The 21,483-nt window shown below is 63.4% G+C and carries 26 protein-coding genes; 19 read left to right on the top strand and 7 right to left on the bottom strand.

Annotated elements, in window-relative coordinates:
- Positions 1-96: 96 nt before the first annotated feature.
- The 3 genes from NMG70_RS11465 to NMG70_RS11455 form a co-directional block, all read right to left on the bottom strand.
- Positions 97-801 carry a glutathione S-transferase family protein gene (locus tag NMG70_RS11465; RefSeq protein ID WP_254024620.1) on the bottom strand — a complete coding sequence of 235 codons (705 nt, stop codon included), beginning with the start codon at positions 799-801 and terminating at the stop codon, positions 97-99.
- An 80-nt stretch (positions 802-881) separates the two neighbouring features.
- Positions 882-2,090 carry a beta-ketoacyl-[acyl-carrier-protein] synthase family protein gene (locus NMG70_RS11460; protein WP_254024619.1) on the bottom strand — a complete coding sequence of 403 codons (1,209 nt, stop codon included), beginning with the start codon at positions 2,088-2,090 and terminating at the stop codon, positions 882-884.
- 4 nt (positions 2,091-2,094) lie between these two features.
- Positions 2,095-2,349, bottom strand: coding sequence for an acyl carrier protein (locus tag NMG70_RS11455; protein WP_254024618.1), 255 nt, complete (start codon positions 2,347-2,349; stop codon positions 2,095-2,097).
- A 202-nt stretch (positions 2,350-2,551) separates the two neighbouring features.
- Here NMG70_RS11455 and NMG70_RS11450 point away from each other — a divergent pair, with 202 nt between their 5' ends.
- The 4 genes from NMG70_RS11450 to NMG70_RS11435 all read left to right on the top strand — a co-directional run bounded on the left by NMG70_RS11450 (position 2,552) and on the right by NMG70_RS11435 (position 4,429).
- Positions 2,552-3,388, top strand: coding sequence for an urease accessory protein UreD (locus NMG70_RS11450; protein ID WP_254024617.1), 837 nt, complete (start codon positions 2,552-2,554; stop codon positions 3,386-3,388).
- A 28-nt stretch (positions 3,389-3,416) separates the two neighbouring features.
- On the top strand, positions 3,417-3,719 hold the full coding sequence (locus tag NMG70_RS11445) for an urease subunit gamma (RefSeq protein ID WP_254024616.1): 303 nt from the start codon (positions 3,417-3,419) through the stop codon (positions 3,717-3,719).
- 25 nt (positions 3,720-3,744) lie between these two features.
- On the top strand, positions 3,745-4,002 hold the full coding sequence (locus NMG70_RS11440; RefSeq protein WP_254024615.1) for a DUF1272 domain-containing protein: 258 nt from the start codon (positions 3,745-3,747) through the stop codon (positions 4,000-4,002).
- A 121-nt stretch (positions 4,003-4,123) separates the two neighbouring features.
- Positions 4,124-4,429, top strand: a complete 306-nt coding sequence (locus NMG70_RS11435; RefSeq protein ID WP_254024614.1) for an urease subunit beta — start codon at positions 4,124-4,126, stop codon at positions 4,427-4,429.
- Positions 4,430-4,476: 47 nt separating this feature from the next.
- On the opposite strand, the gene NMG70_RS11430 is transcribed toward NMG70_RS11435, so the two are convergent.
- Positions 4,477-4,971, bottom strand: coding sequence for a hypothetical protein (locus NMG70_RS11430; RefSeq protein ID WP_254024613.1), 495 nt, complete (start codon positions 4,969-4,971; stop codon positions 4,477-4,479).
- 126 nt (positions 4,972-5,097) lie between these two features.
- Complete coding sequence (locus NMG70_RS11425) at positions 5,098-5,481, bottom strand: hypothetical protein (RefSeq protein ID WP_254024612.1); 384 nt, start codon at positions 5,479-5,481, stop codon at positions 5,098-5,100.
- Positions 5,482-5,668: 187 nt separating this feature from the next.
- Between NMG70_RS11425 and ureC the strand changes: the two genes are divergently transcribed.
- The 7 genes from ureC (at position 5,669) to NMG70_RS11390 (ending at position 11,328) form a co-directional block, all read left to right on the top strand.
- A complete protein-coding gene (ureC, locus tag NMG70_RS11420) occupies positions 5,669-7,381 on the top strand; it encodes an urease subunit alpha (protein ID WP_436798371.1) in 1,713 nt (570 codons plus the stop codon).
- A gap of 64 nt (positions 7,382-7,445) precedes the next feature.
- The gene (locus NMG70_RS11415) at positions 7,446-7,940 is read left to right on the top strand and encodes a DUF29 domain-containing protein (protein ID WP_254024611.1); all 495 of its coding nucleotides are present in this window, start codon (positions 7,446-7,448) and stop codon (positions 7,938-7,940) included.
- Positions 7,941-8,165: 225 nt separating this feature from the next.
- Positions 8,166-8,735 (top strand): urease accessory protein UreE, encoded by a 570-nt coding sequence (locus NMG70_RS11410; RefSeq protein ID WP_254024610.1) that lies wholly within the window; start codon positions 8,166-8,168, stop codon positions 8,733-8,735.
- Complete coding sequence (locus NMG70_RS11405; RefSeq protein ID WP_254024813.1) at positions 8,728-9,399, top strand: urease accessory protein UreF; 672 nt, start codon at positions 8,728-8,730, stop codon at positions 9,397-9,399. Before NMG70_RS11410 ends, NMG70_RS11405 begins: the two co-directional genes overlap by 8 nt.
- On the top strand, positions 9,396-9,836 hold the full coding sequence (locus tag NMG70_RS11400; protein WP_254024609.1) for a DUF3995 domain-containing protein: 441 nt from the start codon (positions 9,396-9,398) through the stop codon (positions 9,834-9,836). Before NMG70_RS11405 ends, NMG70_RS11400 begins: the two co-directional genes overlap by 4 nt.
- The gene (gene ureG, locus NMG70_RS11395; RefSeq protein WP_254024608.1) at positions 9,833-10,474 is read left to right on the top strand and encodes an urease accessory protein UreG; all 642 of its coding nucleotides are present in this window, start codon (positions 9,833-9,835) and stop codon (positions 10,472-10,474) included. Before NMG70_RS11400 ends, ureG begins: the two co-directional genes overlap by 4 nt.
- Positions 10,475-10,560: 86 nt before the next feature.
- Complete coding sequence (locus tag NMG70_RS11390; protein WP_254024607.1) at positions 10,561-11,328, top strand: class II aldolase and adducin N-terminal domain-containing protein; 768 nt, start codon at positions 10,561-10,563, stop codon at positions 11,326-11,328.
- A 223-nt stretch (positions 11,329-11,551) separates the two neighbouring features.
- On the opposite strand, the gene NMG70_RS11385 is transcribed toward NMG70_RS11390, so the two are convergent.
- On the bottom strand, positions 11,552-12,184 hold the full coding sequence (locus NMG70_RS11385) for an HAD family hydrolase (protein ID WP_254024606.1): 633 nt from the start codon (positions 12,182-12,184) through the stop codon (positions 11,552-11,554).
- Positions 12,185-12,408: 224 nt separating this feature from the next.
- Here NMG70_RS11385 and NMG70_RS11380 point away from each other — a divergent pair, with 224 nt between their 5' ends.
- Entirely contained in the window at positions 12,409-13,365 is a 957-nt protein-coding gene (locus tag NMG70_RS11380) for a sugar-binding transcriptional regulator (protein WP_254024605.1), read from the top strand.
- 21 nt (positions 13,366-13,386) lie between these two features.
- Here the strand turns inward: NMG70_RS11380 and NMG70_RS11375 are convergent, their stop codons facing one another.
- Positions 13,387-13,572 carry a hypothetical protein gene (locus tag NMG70_RS11375; protein ID WP_254024604.1) on the bottom strand — a complete coding sequence of 62 codons (186 nt, stop codon included), beginning with the start codon at positions 13,570-13,572 and terminating at the stop codon, positions 13,387-13,389.
- Between the two features lie 212 nt (positions 13,573-13,784).
- On the opposite strand from NMG70_RS11375, the gene NMG70_RS11370 reads away from it, so the two are divergent.
- From NMG70_RS11370 to NMG70_RS11340, 7 genes are all read left to right on the top strand, one after another.
- Positions 13,785-14,693, top strand: coding sequence for a LysR substrate-binding domain-containing protein (locus tag NMG70_RS11370; protein WP_254024603.1), 909 nt, complete (start codon positions 13,785-13,787; stop codon positions 14,691-14,693).
- A gap of 224 nt (positions 14,694-14,917) precedes the next feature.
- On the top strand, positions 14,918-16,228 hold the full coding sequence (locus NMG70_RS11365) for an ABC transporter substrate-binding protein (protein WP_254024602.1): 1,311 nt from the start codon (positions 14,918-14,920) through the stop codon (positions 16,226-16,228).
- 140 nt (positions 16,229-16,368) lie between these two features.
- On the top strand, positions 16,369-17,241 hold the full coding sequence (locus tag NMG70_RS11360) for a carbohydrate ABC transporter permease (RefSeq protein WP_254024601.1): 873 nt from the start codon (positions 16,369-16,371) through the stop codon (positions 17,239-17,241).
- Positions 17,242-17,252: 11 nt separating this feature from the next.
- Positions 17,253-18,077, top strand: coding sequence for a carbohydrate ABC transporter permease (locus NMG70_RS11355; protein WP_254022207.1), 825 nt, complete (start codon positions 17,253-17,255; stop codon positions 18,075-18,077).
- A 48-nt stretch (positions 18,078-18,125) separates the two neighbouring features.
- Positions 18,126-19,130: an ABC transporter ATP-binding protein gene (locus tag NMG70_RS11350; RefSeq protein WP_254024600.1), complete on the top strand. Its 1,005-nt coding sequence runs from the start codon at positions 18,126-18,128 to the stop codon at positions 19,128-19,130.
- Entirely contained in the window at positions 19,127-19,897 is a 771-nt protein-coding gene (locus tag NMG70_RS11345; protein WP_254024599.1) for an L-iditol 2-dehydrogenase, read from the top strand. The genes NMG70_RS11350 and NMG70_RS11345 overlap by 4 nt, the downstream gene beginning before the upstream one ends.
- 69 nt (positions 19,898-19,966) lie before the next feature.
- Complete coding sequence (locus NMG70_RS11340; RefSeq protein ID WP_254024598.1) at positions 19,967-21,445, top strand: mannitol dehydrogenase family protein; 1,479 nt, start codon at positions 19,967-19,969, stop codon at positions 21,443-21,445.
- Positions 21,446-21,483 lie beyond the last annotated feature (38 nt).

Here is a 21,483-nt window from a genome sequence, read left to right as displayed (position 1 = left end):
CCGCAGCGTCCCTAGCCGCTTCCGTCATGGGCAAGGGCGGTTCAAAACCCAGAGCCAAGACAAAGTAGCCGCTTCTCGGCGCCTGCGACCGATGAGCTAGCCCCTGGCGGGTATGGTAAGGCCTCTTTGCACCGCTGGTCGGGCGAGGCCGCGCTCCAGCCATGCTGCGACATGCGAAAAATCGTCGAAGCCGACAAGCTCCCTTGCCTGGTAAAAACCGGTCAGATTGCGCACCCAGCCCAGCATCGAGATGTCGGCGATGGTGTAATCGTCGTCCATGATCCAGCTGCGGCCCTTCAGCCTCGCGTCGAGCACACCGATCAGCCGCCGCGATTCGTCGCGATAGCGCGCCAACGGTCGCTTGTCGGCGATCTCGCGTCCGGCGAATTTGTGGAAGAAGCCGACCTGCCCGAACATCGGCCCGATCGAGGCCATCTGGAAGAACACCCACTGGATCGTTTCGTAACGCCGCGCCGGGTCGGCCGGGACCAGCCGGCCGGTCTTGTCGGTGAGGTAGAGCAGGATGGCGCCGGATTCGAACAACCCGATCGGCTTGCCGCCCGGGCCGTCCGGATCGATCATCGCCGGGATCTTGCCGTTCGGGTTCAGCGACAGGAATTCCGGCGTCCAGCTCTCGTTCTTGCCGATGTTCACCGCATGCGCCTCGTAGGGCACGCCGAGTTCCTCCAGCGCGATCGACACTTTTACCCCGTTCGGCGTCGGAAACGAATAGAGCTGGATGCGGTCGGGATGGCTGGCTGGCCAGCGCGTGGCGATCGGAAAGGCGGACAGGTCGGTCATCGAAGCTCCTGGGCGGGGATTTTTCGCGCGCGCGTGGCGGGTGGCAAGACGTCTCGCAGTAGCTGGGATACCGGTTGCGGTCAGACTGCCTTGAAGGCCAGCACCGCATTGGTGCCGCCGAAGGCGAAGCCGTTGCTGATCGCCGCGCGCACCTTGCGCTCGCGCGCCACATTCGGCGTGATGTCGAGATCGCAATCGGCGTCGGTTTCGCGAAAATTGGCCGTCGGGGGCACGATGCCTTCGCGGATCGCCATCACGCAGGCGATCAGCTCCAGCGCGCCCGACGCGCCGAGGCAGTGGGCGTGCATCGATTTGGTCGAGGAGATCGAAAGCCTGTGCGCATGATCGCCGAAGACGCGCTTGATCGCCGCCGTCTCGATCTGGTCGTTGGCCTTGGTGCCGGTGCCATGCGCATTGATATAGTCGATGTCCTCCGGGTTGAGTCTGGCATCGACGAGGCAGAAGCGCATCGCTGCCTCCGGCCCTTCGATGGTCGGCGCGACGATGTCGGAGGCATCGCCAGAAAGGCCGGCGCCGGCAATTTCGGCGAGAATCGTGGCGCCGCGCGCCATGGCATGCTCGTAGGTTTCCAGCACAACCATGCCGGCGCCTTCGCCGAGCACCAGGCCCTGGCGATCGGCCGAGAACGGCCGGCAGGTATCGGGCGCCAGCACCCGCAGCGCTTCCCAGCCTTTCAGGACGCCCCAGACCAGCGGCGCATCGGTGCCGCCGGCCAGCATGACGTCAGCGCGGCCAAGCCTGATCTGGTCGACCGCCGAGGCAATGGCGTGGTTGGACGAGGAGCAGGCCGAGGTGATGCCGAAGACCGGCCCGCGCAGGCCGAGATTCATGCTGACATGGCCGGCCGCGGCGCCCGGCATCACTTTCGGCACGGTGAAGATACCGGTACGGTTCTTGCCTTCGAGCAGGATGGCGCGATAGCTCTCTTCGATCGCCTCCCAGCCGCAGACGCCGACGCCGACGATGGCGCCCATCCGGTAGGTGTTGGCCGCGTGCGAGGTCAGCCCGGCTTGTTGCGCGGCCTCCCGCGCGGCGATCGTCGCCAAAAGGCTGAAGCGGTCCATCGAGACGACCTGCTTGCGGTCGATGCCGTGCTCGGGAAGCGTCCTGATTTCGCAGCCGACCCGGATTTTCAGGTCATGCAGCTCCGAATTGACGATTGGGCCGATGGCCGAGCGGCCGGCGCGCATCTCGTCCCAGATCGCCGGCACATTGGTGCCGAGCCCGCATAGGCCGCCGATGCCGGTAATGACGACGCGCTTGTGCATTCAGTCAGGCTTTTTTCGCGATCAATTCGCGAACCGCCTCGACCATGTCGCCGACGTTCTTCAAATTGCTCCAGGCATCGACCGTGTTCATCTCGATCTCGATGCCATACTGTTCCTCGAGATCGAAGATGATCTCCGTCAGTTCCAGCGAATGGATGCCAAGCGAGGTCAGTTCGGTGCTGGTGGTGATTTCTTCGCCACCGGGCTCGGCATGAACCTTGATCTTCGCGATGATGTCCGTTGCCAGCTGGTCAGCCATTCGGTTCCTTCCCCAACCCTTGTCGTTTCTCGACGCCAACTGATCGGCGCCTGTTTTTCCCCAGGCTCAAATCGTCATCATCGCCTTTGCCAGGCGCGGTGTGACCGTACCAAGACGGCTCCTCTATAGAAACCGAAACGTTGTCAAGCAACAAGCTATATGTCGACAAAGCCGGCGCTGTGCTTAAGTTGGCGTCGTGGATATGATCGGACATGACCTGACCTTTGTGCCGCCGGCCCAGCGCGTCGCCGGAACGGCGCGGCTTGCCTGTGACAGAAATGGCGGCCGCACGCGTCTTCGGCGGCTTTATCAGGATGGCTCCGCCAAGATCCGCATGCCGGCCGTCTCGGCCGATCCGCTCGAAGCCGTCCTGATCAACACCGCCGGCGGGCTGACCGGCGGCGATCGCCTCGGCTGGGAGGTCGATGTCGGCGCCGGCGCCTCCGCCACTATAACCACCCAGGCCTGCGAGAAAATCTACCGCGCCGCATCCGATCGTGCCGAGGTGCGGGTGAAGCTGACCGTCGGCGCCGGCGGCCGCATCGCCTGGCTGCCGCAGGAAACCATCGTCTTTGATCGATCGGCCTTTGCCCGCAGGCTCGACCTGGAGCTTGCCGCTGGTGCCGAGGCGCTGGTGCTCGAGGCGACCGTCTTCGGCCGCCTCGCCATGGGCGAACGCGCGGCGTACGGTAATTTCCATGACCGCTGGCGGGTCAGTCAGGGCGGGGCCCTCGTTCATGCCGAGGATTTCCGCATCGGGCCGGATATTGCGGCCATGCTGGGCCGTTCCGCTGTGGCCGGCGGCGCCATCGCCATGGCGACGGTGCTGATGATCTCGCCGCGGGTGGAGGCTTTGCTGGATCCGGCGCGGGAGATTATCGGTGGCCAGGGCGATGCCAGCGTCTGGAGCGTGAAGAAATCTGGCAAGCTTCTTGCGAGGCTGTTTGCCGAGGACGGCTACCAGCTCCGCAAGCGGCTGGTTCCGCTCGTCGAATTGCTCAACGGGCGGGCGGGCCTGCCCAAATTATGGTCACTCTGATTCCGATTATGTCATTCCTGGGATACGCATGAACCTGACGCCAAGGGAAAAGGACAAGCTGCTCATCGCCATGGCGGCGATTGTGGCGCGCAAGCGGCTCGAACGCGGCGTCAAGCTCAATCACCCGGAGGCGATCGCGCTGATCATCGACTTTGTCGTCGAGGGCGCCCGCGATGGCCGCCAGGTCGCCGAGCTGATGGAGGCCGGCGCCCACGTCGTCACCCGCGCGCAGGTGATGGAGGGCGTTGCCGAGATGATCCACGACGTCCAGGTCGAGGCGACGTTTCCCGACGGCACCAAGCTGGTGACCGTGCACGAGCCGATAAGGTGAGGGCCGATAAGGTGAGGAGAGGAAAATGCTTGAACTGCGCCCCAACTGCGAATGCTGCGACAAGGACCTGCCGCCTGATGCGACGGATGCGCTGATCTGCACCTTCGAGCGTACCTTCTGCGCTGATTGCGCGGGAAACGTGCTGGGCGGCGTCTGCCCGAATTGCGGCGGCAATTTTTCAGTGCGCCCGATCCGGCCGGCAGCGATGCTGAACAAACATCCCGCCTCGACAAAGCGCGTCCTCAAGGCCGAAGGCTGCGGCCCGGCGCGCAACGCCGCGTGACGGCACGATCCCGACAGCGAAAAGGCATATCGATGGTCCACACAACGATCAAACGCACGTCCCTCTCGGCGATCCTGCTCCTCGCCGCCGGCCTCGTCTTCGGCGTTCTGTGAGGCTGGCGATGATCCCCGGCGAAATCATCACGGCAGGCGGCGAAATCGAGCTCAACAAGGGCCAGCCGACCGTCACCGTGAAAGTGGCCAACAGCGGCGACCGGCCGATCCAGGTCGGCAGCCACTATCACTTCTTCGAAACCAATGAGGGGCTGAAATTCGATCGCGACAGGGCGCGGGGCATGCGCCTCGACATTGCCGCCGGCACGGCGATGCGCTTCGAACCCGGCCAGGAGCGCGATGTCACTTTGGTGCCGCTCGGCGGCAAGCGCGAGGTCTACGGGTTTCAGCAGAAGATCATGGGCGCGTTGTGAAATCCCCTGGGCGCCTTGTGCGATCCAGAGCGTCGAGCAGTTTCGGCTCAGCCGGGCGGCTTGGCCGCAGCGTAGATGACGACCTTGCCAGGATCGTCGAATTCGACGGCGAGAACGTCTTCGGTCTGCACGCGTCGGGAGTCGATGGCGTTGAACAGCAATGCGTTCGCCTCGATCTCGTCGCGCAGTTCCGCAATGTCCTCCTGATGCTGCTCGACCTTGCTTTCGATCGCCGGCGGCAGCCCGCCTTCCGTGCGCGCGGCGTCGGTAAGGAACACGATATCGACTTTGTCGAGCTTGGATGTCTTGCGCACCGTACCGATGTTTTCACGCGTCCGCTCGATCGCGGTAGTGACTTTGCCGGCCTCGACCGCCGTGTTGGTCTCTTCCTGGCCGACCTCCGAGCCGATGATCTTGTTCTGGGTCTCAGGGCCTTCAAGGCCCTGCGCATTCAACCCGGCCTGGGGAGCGCTCGCCGCAAGAAACGCAGTTGCGGCAACCATATGCAGCCATCTGCTGTCGGGGAAGGTGGTGATCGCCATCGCTCGCTCTCAGAGCCGCTTTCTAGGCTCGTTGCTACGCCAAAAAATCGAAACGCATCCTGCCCTGCGAAGGTTCCCTCCCCGATGCGGCAGGCCGGCCTCGTGCCGGCCCGCCACAGCGCATCGTCAGCTCGCCTTCTTGGTGATCAAGGTCAGCGAGCCGTTGGCGTCCATGCTGGCGGCGATCACTTGCGCCGAGGTGAGCCCTTTGGATTCGAGCGCGGATTTGACCTGTGGCGTCGCGTCGATCGAGCTGCGCAATTTCTGCAGGCCGTCCTCGCCGCGCTTGGCGATCACTTCGTTGACCTTCGTCTGCGTTTCCTTGGGCAGTTCCTCGATGTCGACGACGTTGACGGTCTGAATCGCCGGCGCTGCCGGCTGAGCGCCAGGCGCCGCGGGAGCCGGCGAAGCCGGCGGCTCGCCGGGTTGCGGCGCAGGCTGTTGCTGGGCGCTGGCAGCGGTCGCGAGCAGGAGGGTGGCGGCGGCTGCGAGAGATATCGTCTTGCGCATAAAACTTCCTTTCCATCGATTGGCAAACGGTCGTTTTGGGGTGACCTTGCCACCTCAAACGCTAAATGGGATCGGAAGGTGTCGCCCAGCGGGTCATTGCGTGACCATAGGATGGCGACAATGTGGGGCCGGGCTTCGCCCCGGCTGTATCTGGGGCTGTTGGGCCGTATTTCGGGAGCAATTGCTGATGGCTAGAATCACCCGCGCCGCCTATGCGCAGATGTACGGCCCGACCGTCGGCGACAAGGTGCGGCTTGCCGATACCGAGTTGTTCATCGAGGTCGAGAAGGATTTTACACTGCATGGCGAAGAGGTGAAATTCGGCGGCGGCAAGGTCATCCGCGACGGCATGGGCCAGAGCCAGGTGTCCCGTGCGCAAGGCGCGGTCGACACCGTCATCACCAATGCGCTGGTCATCGATGCGCCGGGCGGGATCTTCAAGGCCGATATCGGCCTCAGCGATGGCCGCATCGCCGCGATCGGCAAGGCCGGCAATCCGGACATGCAAAACGGCGTCACCATCATCATCGGTCCCGGCACCGAAATCATCGCCGGCGAGGGCAAGATCCTCACCGCCGGCGGCTTCGACGCGCATATCCATTTCATCTGCCCGCAGCAGATCGAGGAGGCGCTGATGTCAGGCATCACCACCATGCTCGGCGGCGGCACCGGACCGGCGCATGGCACGCTGGCGACGACCTGCACGCCGGGGCCGTGGCATCTGGCGCGCATGATCCAGTCCTTCGACGCCTTTCCGATGAATATCGGCCTGTCGGGCAAGGGCAACGCGTCGCTGCCGGCCGCGCTTGAAGAAATGGTGCTGGGCGGCGCCTGCTCGCTTAAGTTGCACGAGGACTGGGGCACGACGCCAGCGGCAATCGACTGCTGCCTGTCGGTCGCCGACAACTATGACGTGCAGGTGATGATCCACACCGACACGCTGAACGAATCCGGCTTTGTCGAGAACACGGTAGCGGCGATCAAGGGCCGCACCATCCACGCCTTCCACACCGAAGGCGCCGGCGGCGGCCATGCGCCTGACATCATCAAGGTTTGCGGCCTGCCCAACGTCATCCCCTCCTCGACCAATCCGACCCGGCCCTACACCGTCAACACGCTGGCCGAGCATCTCGACATGCTGATGGTCTGCCACCATCTGTCGCCGTCGATCCCCGAAGACATCGCCTTTGCCGAAAGCCGCATCCGCAAGGAAACCATCGCCGCCGAAGACATTTTGCACGACATCGGCGCCTTTTCGATCATCTCGTCGGACAGCCAGGCCATGGGCCGCGTCGGCGAAGTGGCGATCCGCACCTGGCAGACCGCCGACAAGATGAAGCGCCAGCGCGGCTCGCTGCCGCAGGAAACCGGCGACAACGATAATTTCCGCGTCCGCCGCTACATCGCCAAATACACGATCAACCCGGCCATCGCGCATGGCCTGTCGAACGAGATCGGCTCGGTGGCGGTCGGCAAGCGCGCCGACCTGGTGCTGTGGAACCCGGCCTTCTTCGGCGTCAAGCCCGACATGGTGCTGATCGGCGGCATGATCGCCGCCGCACCGATGGGCGATCCCAACGCCTCGATCCCGACGCCGCAGCCGATGCACTACCGGCCGATGTTCGGCGCCTATGGCAAGGCGATGACCAATTCGTCGGTGACCTTCGTTTCCAGGGCGGCGCTCGATGCCGGCCTGCGCGGCCGGCTCGGCATCGACAAGCAGATGGTCGCCGTCGAGAACACCCGCGGCGGCATTGGCAAGCAATCGATGGTGCTCAACGACGCCACCCCGCATGTCGAGGTCGACCCCGAAACCTACGAGGTGCGCGCCGACGGCGAATTGCTCACTTGCGAGCCGGCCACGGTGCTGCCGATGGCGCAGAGGTATTTTTTGTTCTGATCCCGGATCTGAGCCGTCTCACCCAGTGATTGGCTTGGCATCGAAAACGACGCATTATGCAGGCATGAACAAGATCCAAATCCAGCGTCGGCATAAGTCTACACCCTACGAAACCGACTATGCTCAGTGGTGCGCCGAGCAAGGCGTATTGTTGCGCGAAGGTCGTTTCTCCGACCTCGATCGTGAGAATCTTGCCGAGGAGATCGAGAGTTTGGGGAGACGTGACAAACGAGAGATTCGCAGTCGGATGGAGGTGCTGCTTGCACATCTCCTAAAATGGGAATTTCAACCCGGCCATCGAAGTCATAGTTGGCAGTCGTCAATTTCCGAACAGCGCATCTGGATCGCAAACATCATCAAGGACAGCCCGAGTCTTCGCCGATATCCCGCTCAGATTTTCGACGATGCATATAAAGACGCTTTGCTTATCACGGTCAGGGAAACGGGTCTCAGGAAGTCTCACTTTCCAGGCGACCCTCCATTCACATCCAAGCAGGCGCTCGATGAACGATTCTGGCCGGGCAACCCACTATCGATGGGCGATTTCCTGCGGGATTAGTTGGCTTCTTCTCTACTGCGTTCCTGCCAAAAGGGGGTAGCTAATGAACCAGCAACTCCCTTACGCGCGATACTGGTCAGCGATCGTCGCTTTCACATCGGCTTTGTCGCCGCCGCGCTCGTCTACCAGATATCATTCATCCTGCGGCTCTTCGACACGATTGTTTGAGCACCCTTGGGGCGGCGGAGGCGATAGGCTACGCTTGTTGGGAGAGGCAGTTTTTACATGAAGCTCGACATCCGCACCGATTTCACCAAATTCCCGCGTGCCGTCTCGGTCCTCACCGCCGGCGAAGCGGAAGCGGTCACGCCGTATGATCGTGCGGTGCTGGCCCATGACGAGCGGCATCTGCGCCGCCGCGCCATCGAAACGGCCCGTAGCGATAGAGTGCTGGTCGACCTGCCCGAACCGGTTGCCCTGAACGATGGCGACCGGCTGGTGCTGGAGGATGGCCGCCACATCGAGATCGTCGCGGCCGAGGAGCCGCTCTACGACATCCGTGCCGAGAGCGCGGTGCACCTGGCCGAGCTTGCCTGGCATATCGGCAATCGCCACCTCGCCGCCGCCATCGAGGCTAACCGCATCCTCATCCTGCGCGACCATGTCATCAAGGCGATGCTGGAAGGCCTGGGCGCCACGGTGAGCGACGTTTCCGAACCGTTCAAGCCGCTGCGCGGCGCCTATTCCGGGCACAGTCACGGTCATGCCCACGCCGAGGCGCATGCGCACAGCGAGTCGCCTTCCCATACCCATAGCGAATCGCATTCCCACAGCCATTCCCATGACCATGACTGACCAGCCTTCCAACATCGCTTTGTTGCGGCTGATGGCGTGGCTGTCGCCTGCCTTCCCGGTCGGCGGTTTTTCCTACAGCCATGGTCTCGAACAAGCCGTGCATGCCGGGCTGGTCGCCGACAGCAAAGACCTCGCCGCGTGGCTGGAGACGCTGGTCGAGATCGGCTCGGGCTGGAACGATGCCGTGCTCTTTGCCGAAAGCTGGCGGCGCGCCCGCGAGGGCGGCGATCTCGATGAGATCGCGGCACTTGCCGAGGCATTGGCCGGCTCGCGCGAGCGCCATGCCGAAACCATGCTGCAGGGCGCCGCCTTCCTGAAGGCGGCATCGGCCTGGCCGTGTCAGGTGCTGGACCGTCTGCCGGCCGAGTGCCCCTATTGCGTCGCAGTCGGCGCAACTGCCGGCGGCAATGCCATTGCCCTGCAGGACGCGCTGTCGGCCTTCCTGCAGAGCTTCTTTTCCAATCTCGTCCAGGCCGCGATCCGGCTCGGCGTCGTCGGCCAGACTGGAGCGACCGCGTTGCTCGCCGGTTTCGAGCCGCTGGCGCTCGGCGTCGCCGCCCGCGCTGCCGGCTCGACGCTGGACGATCTCGGCGGCTGCGCCTTCGTCTCGGACGTCATGGCGATGAAGCACGAGACGCAATATTCACGGCTGTTCCGCTCATGATCGTCCTCGCCTTCGCGCTCTCGTTCGTCCTGCTTGTGATCACCACGCTGCATGTCTATTGGGGCATTGGCGGCATCTGGCCGGGCACGGACGCTGCCACCTGCGCCCGCGCGGTGGTCGGCTTTCGCGGCGTCGACGAAATGCCGGCGCCCTTCGCCAGCTTCGCCGTTGCCGGGTGCCTCGGCCTGGCGACACTGTGGCCGATGGCGCTCGAAGGCGTGTTTGCCACGCCCTTTCCTAAGGCCGGGCTTGCCGCCACGGCGCTGCTCATCGCGCTGGTCTTCCTGGGGCGCGGCATTGCCGGCTTCACGCCGTGGTGGCGCCGGCTGGCGCCGGAACAGCCTTTCGCGCGGCTTGATGTCAGCTATTATTCGCCGCTCTGCCTGTTGATCGGGCTCGGCTTTGCAGTGCTTGCCATCATGGAGTTCGCCGTATGACACAAGCCAATGGTCCTCTTCGCATCGGCATCGGCGGCCCCGTCGGCTCCGGCAAGACGACGCTCACCGAAAAGCTCTGCAAGGCGCTGCGCGACGAGTTTTCGATCGCCGTCGTCACCAACGACATCTATACCAAGGAAGATGCCATGATGCTGTCCCGGCTGCAGGCGCTGCCCGAGGATCGCATCGTCGGCGTCGAGACCGGCGGCTGCCCGCACACCGCCATCCGCGAGGACGCCTCGATCAATCTGCAGGCGATCGCCGAGATGACCAGAAAATTTCCGGATCTCGACATCGTCTTCATCGAATCGGGCGGCGACAACCTCGCCGCTACTTTCTCGCCCGACCTCGCCGATCTGACGCTCTATGTCATCTCCGTCTGCCAGGGCGAGGAGATCCCGCGCAAGGGCGGCCCGGCGATCACCCGATCGGATTTCCTGGTCATCAACAAGAGCGATCTCGCCCCCTATGTGAACGTCAATCTCGACGTCATGGAGAGCGACGCCGCCCGTTTGCGCGGCAAGCGGCCGTTCGGCTTCACCGACCTGTCGCGCGGCAAGGGGCTGCAGGAGGTGATCGATTTTATCGTCGAGAATGGCGGGCTGCGCATCGACGCCGCCAGAAGCACTGCGGCGTAAGGCAAAGCGCTCGCCTGCACCAAACAAAACCGGTTGCGCGCATCTGCGGCGCGCGGCATCCTTAACTTCTTTCACGGAGGTTTTCGATGAGCATCGCCCGCCTGCAGAAGGATACGCTGACCAACCTGCCTTTCTATGAGGAGCGCGTCGATCTGGCTTGCGCCTTCCGCTGGACGGCGCGGCTCAACATGCATGAAGCGGTGGCCAATCATTTCTCGCTGGCCGTCAACGATGACGGCTCGCAATTCCTGATGAATCCCAACCAGGTGCATTTCTCGCGCATCAAGGCGAGCGACCTGCTGCTGATCGACGCCAACGATCCCGGCACGCTCTCCGGCCCGAATGCGCCCGACCCGACGGCATGGGGCCTGCATGGCGCCATCCATCGTAATGTGCGTCATGCGCGCTGTGTCATGCATGTCCACTCGATCCACGCCACGGTGCTCGCTTCGCTCGCCGACTCGAAGCTGCCGCCGATCGACCAGAACTCGGCGATCTTCTTCAACCGCCACGTCGTCGACGGCCATTATGGCGGGCTCGCCTTCGAGGAAGAGGGCGAACGCTGCTCGCAGCTGCTCACCGATCCGAAGGTCAAGGTGATGGTCATGGGCAACCATGGCGTGCTGGTCATCGGCGATACAGTCGCCGACACTTTCAACCGCATGTTCTATTTCGAACGCGCCGCCGAGACCTACATCAAGGCGCTGTGGACCGGCCGTCCGCTGCGTGTCCTGTCGGATGAAATCGCCGAGAAGGCAGCAGCGGAGCAGGAAGGTTATCCCGGCCAGGCCGAGCGGCACCTGTCCGAACTGAAGGCGATCCTCGACGAGCAGGAGCCGGTCTACCGGAACTGATGCCTCCTTCTCCCCGTCACTATACGGGGAGAAGGTGCCGGCAGGCGGATGAGGGGCAGCGCAAGCGCCCGAAAGTGCGGGGCCTGGCCTGACCGTGATGTCGATACGCCCTGGAAAAGCGCCTTCATTGTCAATCTCGGCGCCGCCCCTCGTCGCCCTGCCGGGCACTTCTCGCCGTATAGTGACGGGGAGAAGGGCGCTCTGATCGCCGGTTTCGCCAATCTTAAAGCCCCAACTCAGCCCGCAATTCGTCGGCGCTGTTGACGGCGATCGCTCCGGGCGGCCCTTGCATAGGCGCCTCCGGCCAGAAGATCGTCTTCATCCCCGCCGCCAGCCCAGCCGTGGCGCCGGTCACGCTGTCGTCGACGGCCACGGCATCGGCCGGATCGACACCAGCCAGCCATGCGGCGCGCAGGAACGGTTCGGCGTGCGGCTTGCCTTCGCGCACGTCGTTGCGGCTGATCGTCTTCATGCCCGGATAGAAAAGGCCGACCATGCGCAGATTGGCGTCGACGACCAGTCGGTCGGAATTGGACACCACCGCTTGCGCCACGCCAAGCGCGCGCAGTTCGTTATAGATCTCGATGGCGCCGGGGCGAGGCTTCAGCGTCTCGGCCATCGGCAGGTAGTGGTCGTATTTGCGCACGATCCAGTCGTCGAACGGCAGGTCGAGGCCGAACTCGTCGCGCAGCATCTCGTAGACCGGCCACGCGGCAATGCCGAGCACCCGTTCATGCAGGTTGGCCGGCGCCGCGATGCCGACGCTGTGCAGCGCCGCTATCAGCGCCGCCTCGTGCAATGGTTCGCTGTCGACCAGCGTGCCGTCCATGTCCCAGAAAACCGCTTTCGGCGTCATGCAAGGCTCCTTTGTCCGAATCCCTTAAAGGGTTTGCCTCGGGAGATAAACCGCCGCACCTGCCTGCACCAACATTGCGGGCTATATCATCCACTCGAAACACTGCACGCTCCTCGGGAGCTTACCTAGGCAATTGCTCCGGCGACAGGCAATTGCTTACAAACGCATTCCCCGGTAAAACCAAGGCGCTCCCGCTCGGTGCTCGGGGGCAGGGAGGCAGCAAGTTGAATTCCCGGCAGGACAGCGGCAGCAACAGGCTGGACGACGCGGCGCGCGCCGGCTGGCTCTATTATGTCGCCGGCAACACGCAGGACCAGATCGCCTCGACGCTCGGCATCTCACGGCAGACGGCGCAGCGGCTGGTGTCACTGGCGGTATCCGAAGGGCTGATCAAAGTGCGTGTCGACCACCCGATCGCCAGTTGCCTCGATCTCGCGGCCCGGCTGAAATCGCGCTTCGCGCTCGACCTGGTCGAGGTGGTGCCGAGCGATCCCGCTTCCTCCTCGGCCATCGGCGTCGCCGTGGCGGCGGCTGCCGAGATCGAGCGGCGGTTGCGTTCGCCGACGCCGATCGTCATGGCGATCGGCACCGGCCGCACGCTGAAGGCGGCAATCGAGCAACTGCCGCCGATGGAATGCCCGCAGCACAAGGTGGTGTCGCTGACCGGCAACATCTCGCCCGACGGTTCGGCCGCCTTCTACAACGTCATCTTCACCATGGCCGATCGGGTCAAGGCGCGGTCCTTCCCGATGCCGCTGCCGGTCATCGCCTCCTCCCCCGAGGAACGCGAGATGCTGCTCAGCCAGCCGATGATCCAGCCGACGCTGGCGCTTGCCGCGGAAGCCGACGTCACCTTCGTCGGCATCGGCGATCTCGGCCCGAAGGCGCCGCTTTATGAGGATGGCTTCATTTCGGAGAGCGAATTGAAGGCGCTGCAAAAGGCCGGCGGCGTCGCCGAGATCGTCGGCTGGGTGTTCGATCGCGAGGGCCGGATGATCGACGGCATCACCAATGACCGGGTGTCGTCGGCATCGTTGCCGTCGCGTGAAAAGTCGCTGGTGATCGCGCTCGCCATGGGCGAGCGCAAATTGCCGGGCATTCTTGCGGCTGTCAACCGGCGGCTGGTCAACGGCCTCATCACCGACGAGCGGACCGCCGCCGCCCTGCTGGCCGCCAGCTGATCGGGGATAAGTCCAGCAAGGCTATTTGTGCCGGCCACAAGGATCGTTGCCATCGAGAAAACCCATGTCGCGCTGCAAATGCGGTGGCAATTCCCTGATGTCGAGATAGGCCCGTTTCCTGGCTCCGTGCCGAGCCAATCCCCGCGCCAGCCGCAAAAACCAGCCTTGGGCGGGCGTCGAAAATAGCTTTTCCTGTACAATGGTCATGATCGTCAGCCTCGTTATGTCTGCGCATGACCCCGAAAATCGATATCGATTTTCGGAAAGGATCATGCGCAAAATCAAAAGTGCTACAGCGTCCTCTGCGCGTCCAAAAGGACGCGCGGCGCTGTAGACGAAAGGGATCGTCGACCTCAAATATCGGCTGGATCGGCCCTTGCTGCCAATCAAACGTCGATCACGGCCCATAAGGAGGGCTTATGCCTGAACTCAAGTCACGGCAGGTCTCCCAACTCCCTCCGCTTCAGGCGATTCGGGTGTTCGAGGCGGTGGCGCGGCATCTTTCCTTCACCAAGGCCGCCGGCGAGCTCGGCATGACGCAGGCGGCGGCGAGCTATCAGATCAAACTTCTGGAGGAGCGCGTCGGGGCGCCTTTGTTCCTGCGCCGGCCAAAGCAGATCGTGCTGACCGAGGCGGGGCAACGCATGGCGCCTGCGGTCAGCGAGGCGTTCGCCCTGTTGGGTGGAGCCTATGCTGCGGCGCGCAGCGGCGCCGACGGCGTGCTCTGTGTCTCGACGCTGCTGACCTTTGCTTCGAACTGGCTGGCGCAGCATCTCGGCTCGTTCCAGGTCGCGCATCCATCGCTGGCGGTGCGCCTCGATACATCGAACCGCCTCGTCGATTTCGCCCGCGAGGATATCGATATCGCCATCCGCTCGGGCGGCGGAAACTGGCCGGGCGTCGAGGTGCACAAGCTTTTCAATGCGGACTTCACGCCGATGCTGAGCCCGAAACTCGCGGCGACCATCGGCGGCGTAAAGGAGCCTGCCGATCTGTTGCGCCTGCCGATCCTCGACCCCGGCGACATCTGGTGGCGGGACTGGTTTATCGCCGCCGGCCTGCCGGTCGAGGAACTGGCGAAGCGCCCCGGCTCCAGCATGGGGGCGCAGGCTTATGAGGCGAATGCCGCCATCGCCGGGCAGGGCGTGCCAATCGTGACGGCCGCTTTCTTCAAGGCCGAGCTTGCTGATGGCCGCCTGATCCAGCCTTTCGATCTGGTCGGCGACGACGGCCACGCCTATTGGCTGGTCTATCCCCCGGCGCGGCGCAACTTGCCGAAGATCCGCGCTTTTCGCGAATGGATCCTGGCGGAGCTTGCCGGCCAATAGGTTGGCAATTTATCCATGCAAGCAGGCGCTGAAATCCGACATTTCGCGCGCCGAGACCCATCCTGGCCGGCAGGAAATAATCGCCGTAAACCTCCGGAACCGGGATCCCGCACGAGGTTGTGTGCTGCGCTGCAGCAACGAATCCGGCTTGACATAAATCACGCGAGGTGAGTAATTGCTCACAGCCAAAGCAAATGCTCAGCTTGGTCTATGGGAGGAATTTGATGAAACTTCGCACGCTCACCCTGGGTCTGTTGTCGGCCAGCACCCTCGCGTTCGCCGCGCACGCCGAATCCATCACCATCGCCACCGTCAACAATGGCGATATGGTCCGCATGCAGACGCTGACCGACGATTTCACCGCAAAAAATCCCGATATCCAGCTCCAGTGGGTCACGCTCGAGGAGAACGTGCTGCGCGAGCGCGTCACCACCGACATCGCCACCAAGGGCGGCCAGTACGACGTGATGACCATCGGCACCTACGAGGTTCCGATCTGGGCCAAGCAGAGCTGGCTGCTGCCGCTCGACAAGCTCGGCGACGACTATGACGTCAAGGACATCATCCCGGCCATCGCCGGTGGCCTCTCGGTCGATGGCAAGCTCTATGCGGCACCGTTCTACGGCGAAAGCTCGTTCATCATGTACCGCAAGGACCTGATGGAGAAGGCCGGGCTGACCATGCCCGACGCGCCGACCTGGGACTTCGTCAAGCAGGCCGCCGAGAAGATGACCGATCGCGCCAATGGCGTGAACGGCGTCTGCCTGCGCGGCAAGGCCGGCTGGGGCGAGAACATGGCGTTCCTGACCGCCATGTCGAACTCCTTCGGCGCACGCTGGTTCGATGAGAACTGGAAGCCGCAATTCGACCAGCCCGAGTGGAAAAACACGCTGCAGTTCTATGTCGACCTGATGAAGGCCAATGGCCCGGAGGGCGCGTCATCGAACGGCTTCAACGAAAACCTGGCGCTGTTCCAGCAGGGCAAATGCGGCATGTGGATCGACGCCACCGTCGCCGCCTCTTTCGTCTCAGACCCGAAGAACTCAACTGTCGCCGACAAGGTCGGCTATGCGCTGGCGCCCGACAATGGCTTGGGCAAGCGCGGCAACTGGCTGTGGGCGTGGTCGCTGGCCATTCCCGCCGGCACGCAGAAGGCTGACGCCGCTCAGAAGTTCGTAGCCTGGGCAACCAGCAAGGCCTATCTCGAGCTCGTTGCATCGAAGGAAGGCTGGGCCAATGTTCCGCCCGGAACGCGCTCCTCGCTCTACGCCAACCCCGAATACCAGAAGGCGGCGCCGTTCGCCAAGATGACGCTGGACTCGATCAACGCCGCCGATCCGACGCATCCGACCGTCAAGCCGGTGCCTTATGTCGGTGTCCAGTTCGTCGCCATCCCCGAGTTCCAGGGCCTTGGCACCACCGTTGGCCAGCTCTTTTCGGCGGCACTCGCCGGCCAGACCAGCGTCGACGACGCTCTGAAGCAGGCCCAGGACGCTGCCACCGCAACGATGACCGAGGGCGGTTATATCCAGTAGGCTCCTCCCGGTGCCGAATGCCGGTTGCCCATCATGGCCGGCAGCAGGGGCCGCCCGAATCCCAGTTCGGGCGGCCACCTTCAAACTCTGAAAAATTGGCAAACTCTGAAAATTTGGCTGACCTTTGAAGGGTGACCGTCATGGCTACTCAGCAGACCCGTTCGCTTGCCCGCTTCATGATGGCGCCATCCGTGGTGCTGCTGTTCGTCTGGATGATCGTTCCGCTGGCATTCACGCTGTGGTTCTCCTTCCAGCAGTACAATCCGCTCAATCCGATCCGCGACGGCTTCGTCGGCTTCTCGAACTACGCGCTTTTTTATTCCAATCCGGCATTCCTGCAGTCGATACTCAACACGCTTATCCTCGTTGGCAGCGTGCTTTTGATCACGGTGATCGGCGGCATCCTGCTGGCGCTGCTGATCGATCAGCCGATGTGGGGACAGGGCATCGTCCGCATCCTCGTCATTTCGCCGTTCTTCGTCATGCCGCCGGTGGCCGCGCTGGTCTGGAAGAACATGATCATGCATCCGCAATACGGCGTCTTTGCCGACATTGCGCGCTTCTTCGGCGGGCAGCCGATCGACTGGTTTGGCCAATATCCGATGCTGGCGATCATCATCATCGTCGCCTGGCAATGGCTGCCGTTTGCGACATTGATCCTGTTGACCTCGCTGCAGTCGCTCGACGGCGAGCAGAAGGAAGCCGCTGAGATGGATGGGGCCGGCTTCATCAGCCGCTTCATCTATCTGACGCTGCCGCATATGTCGCGCGCCATCACCGTCGTCCTCCTGATCCAGACGATCTTCCTTCTGTCGGTCTATGCCGAGATTCTCGTCACCACCAATGGCGGCCCGGGTTACGCCTCCACCAACCTGCCCTTCCTCGTCTACCAGAAGGCGTTGCTGGAGTTCAAAATCGGCCAGGCATCCGCCGGCGGCATTCTCGCCGTCATTCTCGCCAACATCGTCGCCTTCTTCGCCATGCGCGCGGTCGGCAGGAACCTGGACAAATAAGGGAGGAAACGATGGCACGTGCAGTCAGCACCCAGCACAAGACGATCGCGACCGCGGCCGCCTGGATCGTCGCCCTGCTGATCTTTTTCCCGATCCTCTATACGATCATCACCTCGTTCAAGTCGGAGCAGGAGGCCATCCAGGGCTTCAACCTGTTTCCGTCGGGAACCACGGAAAGCTATACCGCGGTCGAGGCGCAGAGCGGCTACTTCAAGTTCTTCCTCAACTCGGTGTTCCTGTCGGTCGGCTCGACCATCCTGGCTTTGCTCGTCGCCATACCGGCGGCGTGGTCGATGGCGTTCTCGCCGGGCAAGTGGACCAAGGACATCCTGATGTGGATGCTTTCCACCAAGATGATGCCGGCGGTTGCCGTGCTGTTCCCGATCTACCTGATCTTCCGCGATACCGGATTGCTCGACAGCCGCATCGGCCTGATGGTCATGCTGATGCTGATCAACCTGCCGATCGTGGTGTGGATGCTCTACACCTATTTTCGCGAGATCCCCGGCGAGATCCTGGAAGCGGCGCGCATGGACGGCGCATCGCTCTGGAACGAGATCGTCTATGTTCTGACGCCGATGGCGGTGCCGGGCATCGCTTCGACGATGCTGCTCAACATCATCCTGGCATGGAACGAGGCGTTCTGGACGATCCGGCTGACCACCACCGAGGCCGCCCCGCTCACTGCTTTCATCAGTTCCTTCTCAAGCCCGCAAGGGTTGTTCTGGGCCAAGCTTTCGGCGGCCTCGACACTGGCGATCGCGCCGATCCTGATCATGGGCTGGTTCAGCCAGAAGCAGCTGGTGCGCGGCCTGACCTTTGGCGCCGTGAAGTAACGGACGCTGCCTGAAGCAACCGACAAAGATACCCCCGGGGAGGAAACCATGGGAAACATCACGCTCAAGCACGTCTCCAAATCGTTCGGGTCGACGGTTATCATTCCGGGCATCGACCTGGTCATCGAGAACGGCGAGTTCGTCGTCTTCGTCGGCCCGTCGGGCTGCGGCAAGTCTACGCTGCTGCGTCTGATCGCCGGGCTGGAGGACACCTCCGCCGGCACCATCAATATCGACGGCCGCGACGTCACCGGCGAGGCGCCGGCAAAGCGCAAGCTGGCCATGGTGTTCCAGTCCTATGCGCTCTACCCGCACATGACGGTGGCCAAGAACATCGCCTTCCCGCTGAAGATGGCGGGCGAGGACCAGGCGACCATCGACAGGAAGGTGAAGGATGCGGCGCGCATCCTGAACCTCACCAACTATCTCGATCGCCGCCCCGGCCAGCTCTCGGGCGGTCAGCGCCAGCGCGTCGCCATCGGCCGCGCCATCGTGCGCCAGCCATCGGCTTTCCTGTTCGACGAACCCTTGTCCAACCTCGACGCTGCGTTGCGCGGCACCATGCGGCTGGAGATCAGCGAGCTGCATCATCAGCTCAAGACGACGATGATCTACGTCACCCACGACCAGGTCGAGGCGATGACCATGGCCGACAAGATCGTCGTGCTCAATGCCGGCAACATCGAACAGGTCGGCTCGCCGATGGAGCTCTACAAGACGCCGAAGAACGTGTTCGTCGCCGGCTTCATCGGTTCGCCGAAGATGAACCTGATCGAAGGCGCGCCGGCGGCCAAACATGGCGCCAAGACCGTCGGCATCCGCCCCGAGCATATGAACATCTCGAAAACTTCAGGCGAATGGCAAGCCACGGTCGGCGTCGCCGAGCATCTCGGCTCCGACACGTTTCTGCACGTGCAGGCCGACGGTGTCGGGCCGCTGACGGTGCGCGCCGACGGCGAACTGGCCGCCCATCACGGCGACACGATCTATCTGACGCCGGACAAGACCAAGCTGCACCGCTTCGGCGCCGACGGAAAGGCGATGATGCAATGAGGCTCGAGGGTAGATCGGCGCTGATCACCGGATCGGCGCGCGGCATCGGCAGGGCATTCGCGGAAGCCTATGTCCGTGAGGGCGCCACGGTGGCCATCGGCGACATCAATCTCGAAGCTGCGGAAAAGACCGCTTCGGAGATCGGCACAAAAGCCTATGCGGTCAAGCTCGACGTCACCGACCTTGCTTCGATCGAGGCGGCGATAAAGGCGGTCGAGACAAGGGCCGGCGGGCTGGACATTCTGATCAACAACGCCGCTTTGTTCGACCTGGCGCCGATCGTCGAGATCAGCAAGGCAAGCTACGACAGGCTGTTTTCGGTCAACGTCGCCGGCACGCTGTTCATGCTGCAGGCAGCCGCCCGCTCGATGATCGCGGCTGGCCGGGGCGGCAAGATTATCAACATGGCGAGCCAGGCCGGGCGCCGCGGCGAGGCGCTGGTTGCCGTCTACTGCGCCACCAAGGCCGCTGTCATCTCGCTCACCCAGTCGGCCGGGCTCGATCTGATCAAGCACCGCATCAACGTCAACGCCATCGCGCCCGGCGTCGTCGACGGCGAGCACTGGGACCATGTCGATGCCTTGTTCGCCAAATACGAAAACCGGCCGAAGGGCGAAAAGAAGAGGCTGGTCGGCGAGGCCGTGCCCTATGGCCGCATGGGCACGGCGCAAGACCTCACCGGCATGGCGGTGTTCCTGGCCAGCGATGACGCCGAATACATCGTCGCCCAGACCTACAATGTCGATGGCGGCCAGTGGATGAGTTGAGGGGGCGAAGGCGCTCTTCTCCCCGTCTCCTCCACGGGGGGAAGAGCCGTCCCGCTAAAGGGTAAGCAGATGACCGTGAAACTCTCTTCTTCCATCCTCGCCAAGCTTCCGCCTGAGGTCGCTGGCCCGAAATACGATCGCGCCGCGCTCAGGGCCGGAATCGTGCATTTCGGCGTCGGCAATTTCCATCGCTCGCATCAGGCCGTCTATCTCGACGACCTGTTCAATGCGGGCGTCGGCCACGACTGGGCACTTGTCGGCGCCGGCGTCTTCGACGGCGAGAAGGTCGGCCGCGGCAAGTTGCAGGAACAGGACTGGCTGACCACCGTGGTCGAGCAGGATTCTGGCCACATGAGCGCCCGCGTCACCGGCGCCATGATCGATTTCCTGATGCCGGGCGACGCGGCCGCGATCATAGAACGGCTTGCCGATCCGGCGATCAAAATCGTGTCGCTGACCATCACCGAGGGCGGCTACTTCATCGACCCGGCGTCGGGCGTGTTCAACCCGACCCATCCCGACATCGTCGCCGATGCGCAGCCGGGAGCAACGCCGAAGACTGTCTTCGGCATCATCCTTGCCGGGCTGTTGCGCCGCCGCGACGACGGCATCGTGCCGTTCACGATCATGTCCTGCGACAACATCCCCCACAACGGCCATGTCACCGCCGATGGCGTCATCGGGCTTGCGCGGCTGATCGATGAGAAACTGGCGACCTGGGTGAGCGAGAACGTCGCCTTTCCCAACGGCATGGTAGACCGCATCACGCCGGCCACCACCGAACGCGAGCGCAGCATTCTGTCGAGCGAGTTCGGTCTCGACGACAACTGGCCGGTGTTCTGCGAGCCGTTCAGGCAGTGGGTGCTGGAGGACCATTTCACCGACGGCCGCCCGGCGCTGGAACAGGTCGGCGTGCAGTTCGTCAGCGATGTTGCGCCCTACGAGTTGATGAAGATCCGCATCCTCAATGGCGGCCATGCGACGATCGCCTATCCGGCCGGACTGATGGACATCCGCTTCGTCCACGAGGCGATGCAGGAGCCGCTGGTGCGCGGTTTTCTCGACAGGCTGGAGCACGACGAGATCATCCCGACGGTGCCGCCGGTGCCGGACACCGTGCTGGAGGACTATTACAAACTCATCGAGCAACGCTTCTCCAATCCGAAGATCGGCGACACCATCCGCAGGCTTTGCCTCGACGGCTCCAACCGGCAGCCGAAATTCATCATCCCGACCATCGCCGACCGGCTGAAGGCCGGCAAGGGCGTCGCCGGCCTGGCGCTGGAATCGGCGCTATGGTGCCGCTATTGCTTCGGCACCACGGATTCAGGCGCGGTCATCGAGCCCAATGATCCAAGCTGGGACCGGCTGCAGACGACCGCCAGGGCGGCAAAGGCTGCGCCTGCCGCCTGGCTGGCCATGGAGGACATCTATGGCGAGGTCGGCCGCTCGGCGCCGTTTGTCGAAGCCTTTGCCAAGGCGATCGAGGCACTCTGGGCCGATGGCGCACGTACGACGCTGACGCGCTACCTCGCCGGCAATCTCTAAGATCGGCTCAATGCATGTCCCCGCTGATGAGGGCCCGG

The sequence above is a fragment of the Mesorhizobium ventifaucium genome (assembly GCF_935822925.1).
Classification (GTDB): Bacteria; Pseudomonadota; Alphaproteobacteria; order Rhizobiales; family Rhizobiaceae; genus Mesorhizobium; species Mesorhizobium ventifaucium.
Note: the sequence above shows the minus strand (reverse complement) of the source record. Positions and strands in the feature narration are given on the sequence as shown.